The organism is Streptomyces sp. NPDC001848, assembly GCF_042891915.1.
Classification (GTDB): Bacteria; Actinomycetota; Actinomycetes; order Streptomycetales; family Streptomycetaceae; genus Streptomyces.
Window position 1 is genome coordinate 43,798 of sequence record NZ_JBIATP010000031.1, and the last position, 8,512, is coordinate 52,309.

Annotated in this window: 5 protein-coding genes and 1 pseudogene; 3 read left to right on the forward strand and 3 right to left on the reverse strand. The window is 70.7% G+C overall.

The window, feature by feature from the left end; translation table 11 throughout:
* Nucleotides 1–113: 113 nt before the first annotated feature.
* Nucleotides 114–2,513, reverse strand: a complete 2,400-nt coding sequence (locus tag ACFYZJ_RS38350) for a SulP family inorganic anion transporter (RefSeq protein ID WP_388576733.1) — start codon at nt 2,511–2,513, stop codon at nt 114–116.
* A 347-nt stretch (nt 2,514–2,860) separates the two neighbouring features.
* Between ACFYZJ_RS38350 and ACFYZJ_RS38355 the strand changes: the two genes are divergently transcribed.
* Nucleotides 2,861–4,171 carry a hypothetical protein gene (locus ACFYZJ_RS38355; protein ID WP_388576736.1) on the forward strand — a complete coding sequence of 437 codons (1,311 nt, stop codon included), beginning with the start codon at nt 2,861–2,863 and terminating at the stop codon, nt 4,169–4,171.
* A gap of 16 nt (nt 4,172–4,187) precedes the next feature.
* Here the strand turns inward: ACFYZJ_RS38355 and ACFYZJ_RS38360 are convergent, their stop codons facing one another.
* Nucleotides 4,188–5,168, reverse strand: coding sequence for an ATP-binding protein (locus tag ACFYZJ_RS38360; RefSeq protein WP_388576739.1), 981 nt, complete (start codon nt 5,166–5,168; stop codon nt 4,188–4,190).
* A gap of 99 nt (nt 5,169–5,267) precedes the next feature.
* On the opposite strand from ACFYZJ_RS38360, the gene ACFYZJ_RS38365 reads away from it, so the two are divergent.
* Complete coding sequence (locus tag ACFYZJ_RS38365) at nt 5,268–6,092, forward strand: oxidoreductase (protein WP_388576742.1); 825 nt, start codon at nt 5,268–5,270, stop codon at nt 6,090–6,092.
* Between the two features lie 376 nt (nt 6,093–6,468).
* Here ACFYZJ_RS38365 and ACFYZJ_RS38370 read toward each other — a convergent pair whose 3' ends face one another.
* Complete coding sequence (locus ACFYZJ_RS38370) at nt 6,469–7,293, reverse strand: HAD family hydrolase (RefSeq protein ID WP_388576744.1); 825 nt, start codon at nt 7,291–7,293, stop codon at nt 6,469–6,471.
* Between the two features lie 615 nt (nt 7,294–7,908).
* Here ACFYZJ_RS38370 and ssd point away from each other — a divergent pair.
* Nucleotides 7,909–8,424 (forward strand): annotated as a pseudogene (ssd, locus tag ACFYZJ_RS38375) (septum site-determining protein Ssd); the annotation flags it as partial.
* Between the last annotated feature and the right edge of the window lie 88 nt (nt 8,425–8,512).

Genomic DNA, 8,512 nt, shown 5'->3' on the forward strand with positions numbered 1-8,512 from the left:
CGGGGGGGGGGGGGGGGGGCCCCCCCCCCGCGGGGGGGGGGGGGGGGGGGGGGGGGGGGGGGGGGGGGGGGGGGGGGGCGGGGGGGGGGCGCGCCCCCCCCCCCACCGCCGTGTCACGCCGGGTGGCGAAGGTCCCCTGCCGCTCCGACTCGGCTGAAGACGTCGTCGCCCACCTCGGACGGGGCGAGCAGATACGCCTGGGCCTCGCCCACGTGGAAGTACATCCCGTGCAGTTCCAGCGCGCCCTCGTCGAGCGCCCGGGCCACGGACTCGTGCGCACGCAGATGCTCAAGCTGCTGCACCACATTGGTCAGGCACAGCTGTTCGACCGTGTCGGCCGGCTCGCGTCCGGCGATCCGCGCCCACGGCCGCTCGTCGTCGGCCATCCGCTCCAGGCTGGGCAGCCCGTGCCGCAGCCACCGCCTCAGCGGGGTCTGTGCACCCTCGGCGTCCGAGGTGAGCAGGGCCTGCATGGCGCCGCACCCGGAGTGCCCGCACACCGTGATGGAGTGCACCTTGAGCACGTCCACCGCGTACTCGATGGCGGCCGCCACCGAGTCGTCCCCGCTCTCCGCGCCGGGCAGCGGCACCAGGTTGCCCACATTGCGGACGACGAAGAGGTCGCCGGGCCCGCTGGAGGTGATCATCGAGGTGACCAGCCGGGAGTCGGCGCAGGTCAGGAAGAGGTGCGACGGCCGCTGCCCCTCGCGCGCCAGGCGGGCCAGCTCACCGCGCACCAGCGGGGCGGTGTTCCGCTGGAAAGCGCTGATGCCGTACGCGAGTTGCTGCCCGCTCGGCCCGGGGGCCGTGGGTCCGGGGACCTCAGCGGCTCCGTCCGTGCGGCCGCCTGTGGGCGCGGTCGGTGGGCGCTCGCACCGGTGGTTGCGCCACGGCGTCCAGGGCCGGCACCGGCATGCCGACGGTCCACTGGACCCCGCGCCCGATCCGTCCCGGGTCGAGCTCAGCGACGGCACCGCGACCGGGGATCCGTCCCGGCCGGTCAGGGCGACCGTGCCGCCCCGCGCGCGGTGGGTGCGCTGCCAGTCCTGCAGGGACTCGTGCGCTGCGTGGTCCATGAACGATCCGTCCAGCTCCACGACGGCCGGTGCCCCGGCGGGCACCAGGTGCAGCGCCCGGCTGAGCCGGGGCACCGCGAGGAACGTCAACTGGCCTCGTACGCGTACGTGATGGACTCCCTTCCGCTGCTCATGGGTGATGCGGGTGCGAGTGAGGCGGTGCAGGGCGACGGCGACGGCCGCTGCCACGCCCAGCGCCACGCCCTGGAGGACGCCCAGGAGGACGACGCCGAGTGTGGTGACGGCGTACACCAGCGCCTCTCGATGGCGGGTGACCGTGCGGATGTGGTGCAGGGACACCATCTGGATGCCGACGGCCATCACCAGCGCGGCGAGCGAGGCGAGGGGGATCAACTCGAGCGCCGGGACCATCAGCAGCGCGGCCACTACCACCCAAACGCCGTGCAGCATCGTGGAGTTCCGGCTGACCGCGCCGGAGTTGACGTTGGCCGTGCTTCTCACGGCGACGCCCGCGATCGGCAGCCCGCCGAGCGCCCCGGAGACGATGTTCGCGGCGCCCTGCCCGAGCAGCTCGCGGTCCAGGTCGGAGCGGCCGAGATGCGGATGGCGCCGGGCCGCCAGCTTGTCCACGGCGACGGCGCCGAGCAGGGACTGCACGCTGCACACCAGCGTGATGGTGAGGACGGCGGCGGCGACGCCGAGGGCCGGGCCCTCGGGCAGCCTGGCCAGGGCGTGGCTGCTCCAGGACGGCAGGTCGACCCTGGGCAGGGTGAGCCCGGCGAGCGAGGCGGTCGCGGTGGCGCCTGCCACGGCGACCAGCGGGGCCGGGACCCGGCGCAGCAGGTGCCCGGACCGTCCGGGAAGCCGTGGCCAGGCCAGGAGCAGGGCCAGGGTCAGCACGCTCACCGACACGGCCGCCGGGTGCAGGTGCGCCAACTGGGCGGGCAGCGCCCGGAAGTTGTCGAGGACGGCGCTCTGCGGGGTGCCGCCGAGCACGATGTGCAACTGGGCGACGGCGATGGTGGCGCCGATGCCGGCGAGCATGCCGTGCACGATCGCGGGGCTCACCGCCAGTGCGGTGCGGGCGACGCGCAGACAGCCGAGGCCCAGTTGGGCGAGGCCGGCGAGCACGGTGACGGCGCACGTCGTCCGCCATCCGTAGCGGTGGATGAGGTCGGAGGTGACCACGGTGAGGCCGGCGGCCGGACCGCTGACCTGGAGGGGGCAGCCTCCGAGCCGGCCGGCGACGAGTCCGCCGACGGCCGCGGCGACGAGGCCGGCCTGGAGCGGGGCGCCGGTGGCGAGGGCGATACCCAGGGACAGGGGGAGGGCGATCAGGAAGACGGCCAGGGAGGCGGACAGATCGGCGCCCGCGACGCGGAAGCGACGGGGCGGGCGCGGTGGGGGGCTGTGGGGCGGGTGTACGCGCTTCGTCCGAGTCGAGTCGGCGGCGCGGGCGGGGACGCAGGCGGGCATGGTTCCCGTCTCCTCCGGTGCGGCGCGGTCGCGGAACTGGTGGCCCCGGCGGGGGGCGGGGGTCGGGCGCGGCCGTGGGTCACGGCGTAAGCGGCGGGATGTCTCACTGCTCGGTAAATGAATCGTAATGCGGAGTAAAGGAGCGGTATCTGATATCAGAGCAAATAGGGCATCTAATCACTCAAAAGGGTGAATCGGGAATTTCATCGGCTTGTCATACAAATTTCCTTCGGTGTTCCGTGCGACCTTGGCTTGGCCGCGCAGGGGCACAGGCCTCCGCTTGTGTCTGCCGCGTCGCACCACACCTGCTCAGCGTGGCCCGATCGAAGGAAGAAGGTGGGTGGAAGATGACCGCCACCCCGAGAAGCGCCACCCCGAGAAGCGTCACCGCCTCGCGCAGGACCGCCGCGGGCGTCGCCCTGGCCGCCACCTGCGCCACCGCCTGGGCCACCGCGCTGGCCGGCTGTACTCCCGCACCGACCCGTGCCGAGCCCGGCACACGGAAGGGGGCCGGTGCCGGGGCTCCGGGAAGCGCGGTTCGCCTGATCGGCGACGGCTCCACCGCCTACACCGGCGCCCAGCCGCATCTGGCCAGACCCGAGCGGCTCAAGCCCGGTCGGAAGCCCCCGCAGTTCGTGGTCTTCTCGTGGGACGGGGCCGGCGAGGACAGTCAGAAGCTCTTCTCGCGCTTCCGCAGGATCGCCAGGGCGAACAACGCGACGATGACGTTCTTCCTGAGCGGTGTGTACCTGCTGCCCGAAAAGAAACGTGACCTGTACCGGCCGCCGCAGCACTCACCGGGCAGCTCGGACATCGGCTTCAACGACGAGAAGGGCATCAAGGACACCGTCGAACAACTGCGGCTGGCTTGGCTGGAGGGGAACGAGATCGGCACCCACTTCAACGGCCACTTCTGTGGCCCCGAGGGCGGCGTCGGCCAGTGGTCGGTGCAGGAGTGGAAGGACGAGATCGCCCAGGCCAAGGCATTCGTGAAGTCCTGGAGGACCAACTCCGGTCTGAAGCAGGAGCCTTCGCTGCCCTTCGACTACGACAAGGAGCTCATCGGTGGCCGCACGCCGTGTCTGGAGGGGCAGCAGAACTTCATGAAGGCGGCGCGCGAGCTGGGTCTCCGCTACGACACCTCCGGCGTCGCCGAGCAGGTCTGGCCGAAGAAGAAGGAAGGGCTGTGGGACCTGTCGATGCAGCTCGTGCCCTTCCCGGGCCACACCTACGAGCAGTTGACCATGGACTACAACTTCATGGTCAACCAGTCGGGCACCCAGACCCAGGGTGACCCGGACAAGTTCGAGGAGTGGGGCGACCAGATGCGGGACGGCCTCTACCAGGGCTTCCGGCGGGCGTACGAGGGAAACCGCGCGCCTTTGATCATCGGCAACCACTTCGAGTCCTGGAACGGCGGAACCTACATGCGTGCCGTCCAGGAGGTCGTGGAGCGCGTCTGCAACGAGCCCGAGGTGCGCTGCGTGTCGTTCCGCCAACTCGTCGACTGGCTGGACGCACAGGACCCGCAGGTCCTGGAGAAACTGCGCACTCTGAAGGTGGGCGAGGCCCCCGCCGAGGGCTGGGAGAGCTTCCTGGCCTCCGCGCCGGCCCCGGCACCGAGGGGGGCGCCGGGGGCACCGCCGGTGCAGCGATAGACGGGGCGGCCGTCGCTCACACCGCGGCCGCCAAGGCCTCGCTGAGGACGAAACCCGGGTCGACCTGGGAGGCCAGGTCCGCACCCGTGCGCTCGTTTCCCCAACTGGTCGCGTTCTTCAGGTGGAAGTGCACCATCTGACGCGTGTACCGCTCCCAGTCACGCAGTTCGTACGTCGCGTCGGCAGCCGCCTGGAGCACGCGAAGCGAGCGGCGGATCGAGTCCTCCAGGAACTCGAACCGGGGCGGGCGGCCCTTCTCCATGGACCGCACCCAGTCCGAGTGCCCCACCGTCACGAGCAGGTCGTCACCGACGTGCGCGCGGAGGAAGTCGATGTCGTCCCTGCCCTGCACCTTGTTGCCCACGACCCTCAGGATGACCCCGAAGTCCCGCGCGTACTCCTTGTACTGGCGGTAGACGGAGACCCCCTTGCGGGTCGGCTCGGCGACCACGAACGTCATGTCGAAGCGGGTGAACATGCCGGAGGCGAAGGAGTCCGAGCCCGCCGTCATGTCGACCACCACGTACTCGTCGCGGCCGTCCACCAGGTGGTTCAGGCACAGCTCCACCGCTCCCGTCTTGGAGTGGTAGCAGGCGACCCCCAGGTCGGCGTCCGTGAAGGGGCCGGTGACCATCAGACGCACGGTGCCGCCGTCGAGTTCCACGGGGCGCGCGCAGGCCTCGTAGACCGGGTTGTCCTCCCGTACCCGCAGCAGCCGCGACCCCTGCCCGGGCGGGGTGGTCTTGATCATCTTCTCGGTGGAGGTGATCCGGGGATTGGTGCCGCGCAGATAGTCCTTGATCAGCGGCAGCCGCTCGCCCATGGCCGGCAGTGCCGCGGCCTCTTCCTCGTCGAGCCCGAGTGCGGCGCCCAGGTGCTGGTTGATGTCCGCGTCGACGGCGATGACGGGCGCACCGGCGGCGGCGAGATGGCGGATGAACAGGGAGGACAGGGACGTCTTGCCGCTGCCGCCCTTCCCGACGAAAGCAATTTTCATATTCACGAAGAGTAGCGTCACGGTTGCGATGCGTGGCAGGCCTGTGGAAGAAGACCACCCCTTCGAATGACCGGCCCCGGGGTGCGTAGGGTCGTACTCATGAGTACGACAGGTGCGTCCGCCGACCCGCTGGCTGCTCTCGGGGCGCTGCCCGGGGTTGCCGAGTCCGTGGAATCCGTGCGCAAGGCCGTGGACCGGGTCTACGGGCACCGGATCATGCGGCGCCGCAGCAACGAGATCACTTCCGAGGCGGCGCTGCGCGGCGCACGGGGCTCGGCGGCGCTGTCCGGCGCCGACTGGGCTTTGGAGGAGGTACGGCGGCGCACCGACTTCAGCGGTGACGATGGCGCCCGTACGGTCGGGGCCGCGCTCCGGCTGACTGCCGAGGCGGGGCAGTTGCTGTCCATCTGGAGGCAGTCGCCGCTCCGGGTGCTCGCGCGGCTGCATCTGGTGGCGGCGGCGGACCCCGACCCACGCGTGGGGCGCCCCCGGCAGGATGGTGAGGGCGTCGACGAGCCGTTGGTCGAGCTGGGGCTGCCGGACGCGGCGGAGGTCTCCGGCCGTCTGGAGGGACTCTCCGAGCTGATCATCGCGGGCAGTTCGGCGCCCGCCCTCGTGACCGCCGCCGTGGTGCACGGCGAACTGCTCGCCCTGCGTCCCTTCGTGTCCCACAACGGCCTCGTCGCGCGCGCGGCGCAGCGCATCGTCCTGGTGGGGAGCGGACTCGACCCCAAGGCGATCTGCCCGGCGGAGGTGGGCCACGCGGAGCTGGGCCGGGCCGCCTACGTCGCCGCTCTGGACGGCTATGTGTCGGGCACCCCGGAGGGTATGGCGGCCTGGATCGCCCACTGTGGGAAGGCGGTCGAGCTCGGCGTCCGCGAATCCACGGCGGTCTGCGAGGCGCTGCAGCGCGGGGCCGCCTGATACGGGGGAAGGCCCCTTCGGGGGCCTTCGCAATGGTTGCGGCGGTACGAAGTCTCGTACCGCCGCTGGCATGTTCACCGAGTTACCAAGCGTCCTCGATGGTCGCCCATCAGGTCGGGAACTTTGCCCGTCACCTGGTGCGGCTGGCCCGTAATCGACGGGTCGACGTCGCGTGGGTGCCCGGTGTTCATGCTCGGTCCGTGGGGCCAATTGCGTGTAAAAGGTGATCCTTTCGGATGTCCTTTGGTCTCGCGGGCCTTAACCCCTTTGTACTCCAGGGCGCGGACAAGCGGAAGCCCTCCATGCAGTTCTTTACTTTTAGGTTCAAAGAGGTGTGAATCGGGCGGGAGTGTGCTTCTTTCGGGTGCCCTGAGGTTCAGATGACGGGCGTGCGGCGCCGGCTCGCGTACCAGACGAGCCCTGCCGTGGCTGCCGCCGCGCCTATCGCCGCCATCGCGAGGAGCGCCGGACGCGGCGGCACCGACAGCCGCTGCTTCAGTCGGACCGGGCGGTGGAAGTCGAGAATCGGCCATCCCCGCGCGAGTGCCTCGCGGCGCAGCGCCCGGTCGGGATTCACGGCGTGCGGATGGCCGACGGCCTCCAGCATGGGCAGGTCGGTGATCGAGTCGCTGTACGCGTAGCAGCGCGCCAGGTCGTATCCCTCCGACTCGGCGAGTTCCCTGACCGCCTCCGCCTTGGTCGGCCCGTAGGCGTAGTACTCCACCTCGCCCGTGAAGCAGCCGTCGTCGCCGACGACCATGCGGGTCGCCACCACCCGGTCCGCGCCGAGCAGTTCGCCGATCGGCTCGACGACCTCGGTGCCCGACGTGGACACGATCACCACGTCCCGCGCGGCGGCGTGGTGCTCCTCGATGAGGGAGGCCGCCTCGTCGTAGATGATCGGGTCGATCAGGTCGTGGAGCGTCTCGGCGACGATCTCCTTCACCTGCTGGACGTTCCAGCCGCGGCACAGCGCGGACAGGTACTCCCGCATCCGTTCCATCTGGTCGTGGTCGGCGCCGCCGACGAGGAACACGAACTGGGCATATGCGGTACGCAACGCCGCCCTGCGGTTGATCAGTCCCCCTTGATAGAAGGACTTGCCGAAGGTGAGAGTGCTCGACTTCGCAATGACCGTCTTGTCCAGGTCGAAGAAGGCCGCTGTGCGGGGCAAGGAGTGGTTTTCCACGGGCCTGAGCATAGGGGCCCACCATTCGGCGTAAGGTGGGGCGCGTGGGTTTGCCTGAGAGGGCTCTCGGGTACACCATGGAAGTCACGGATCGTTCGCGACCGTGCTAACCCGGTCCGACTCCTCCCCCCCCCGAGTCGGCCGTGGGGACGACCCCCGCTCTCCCCCCCGGCGGGGGTCGTCGCATGTCCGGGTGGGTTTTTCCGTTTTTCGACGCGATCCCGCGGCCGTGTGGCGACTCTCTGTCCCGGCGATTGCCATGTCCATGGCTTATGACGCTGAGTAGTCACAGCGCTGCTCTGCGGATGTCGGCGGGTCCTCGCCGGTATGGGTGAACGCGATATTCACAACCGCTGAGTTGTCCACAGTTATCGACCAAGATCCACACGATTTCCGGGACCGCTGCACCTTGATTCCAGCGCGTCCGGCCGACGGCGAGTTCACGCCGGTTCACGGCCGCCAGTTCATGGTCCGTGCACGGTCGGTTCCGTTTGTCGGGCGCGTAGGGCCGGTTCGTATCGGCCGTTCATATGGAGGCCGCTTGCCGGTTCTCCACACGGGCGCGTCCGCGGGCCGCACAGGGCCCGCGGACGCGCCCGAAGGAAGCAGCGAAGGGGGATGGAGACCGTGGCGGAAGCCATCACACACGACGGACCGGCCGCCGCCGAGGGGCGGCGAAGCGGACCGCTGATCGTCACCGAGGACGCCGAGCTCCTCGACGACCTGCTGCGCCTGTGCGCAGCCGCCGGCGCCAGAGCGGAGGTACACCCGGGAGTCCCGCGGCAGCGGGGCGGTTGGGAGGCGGCGCCCCTGGTCCTGGTCGGCGACGACGCGGCGCGCCGGGTGCGCGGGGCCGTGCGCAGACGGGGAGTGGTGCTGGTGGGCCGGGATCAGGACGATCCCGGAGTCTGGCGGCGCGCCGTCGAGATCGGCGCCGACCACGTCCTGCTGCTGCCGGACGGCGAGCAGTGGCTGGTGGACCGCATCGCCGACGTGGCCGAGGGGGTCGGCCGGCCCGCGCTCACTGTCGGCGTGATCGGGGGCCGCGGCGGGGCCGGCGCTTCCACGCTCGCCTGCGCCCTCGCCGTCACCTCCGCGCGTGAGGGCAGGCGCACCCTGCTCGTGGACGCGGATCCTATTGGAGTACGCGCAGGTTCCCCCGGCCCCGCCTGACGCCTCATAGCCGCATTTCAGCAGGCAGATGGCACTCTCAGCCCCGTTCACTCGATGG

Excerpts from the sequence above, each read along its gene's own strand:
- ACFYZJ_RS38350 (WP_388576733.1), bottom strand. The coding sequence starts at position 2,513 with ATGCCCGCCTGCGTCCCCGCCCGCGCCGCCGACTCGACTCGGACGAAG.
- ACFYZJ_RS38355 (WP_388576736.1), top strand. The coding sequence starts at position 2,861 with ATGACCGCCACCCCGAGAAGCGCCACCCCGAGAAGCGTCACCGCCTCG.
- ACFYZJ_RS38360 (WP_388576739.1), bottom strand. The coding sequence starts at position 5,168 with ATGAAAATTGCTTTCGTCGGGAAGGGCGGCAGCGGCAAGACGTCCCTG.
- ACFYZJ_RS38365 (WP_388576742.1), top strand. The coding sequence starts at position 5,268 with ATGAGTACGACAGGTGCGTCCGCCGACCCGCTGGCTGCTCTCGGGGCG.
- ACFYZJ_RS38370 (WP_388576744.1), bottom strand. The coding sequence starts at position 7,293 with ATGCTCAGGCCCGTGGAAAACCACTCCTTGCCCCGCACAGCGGCCTTC.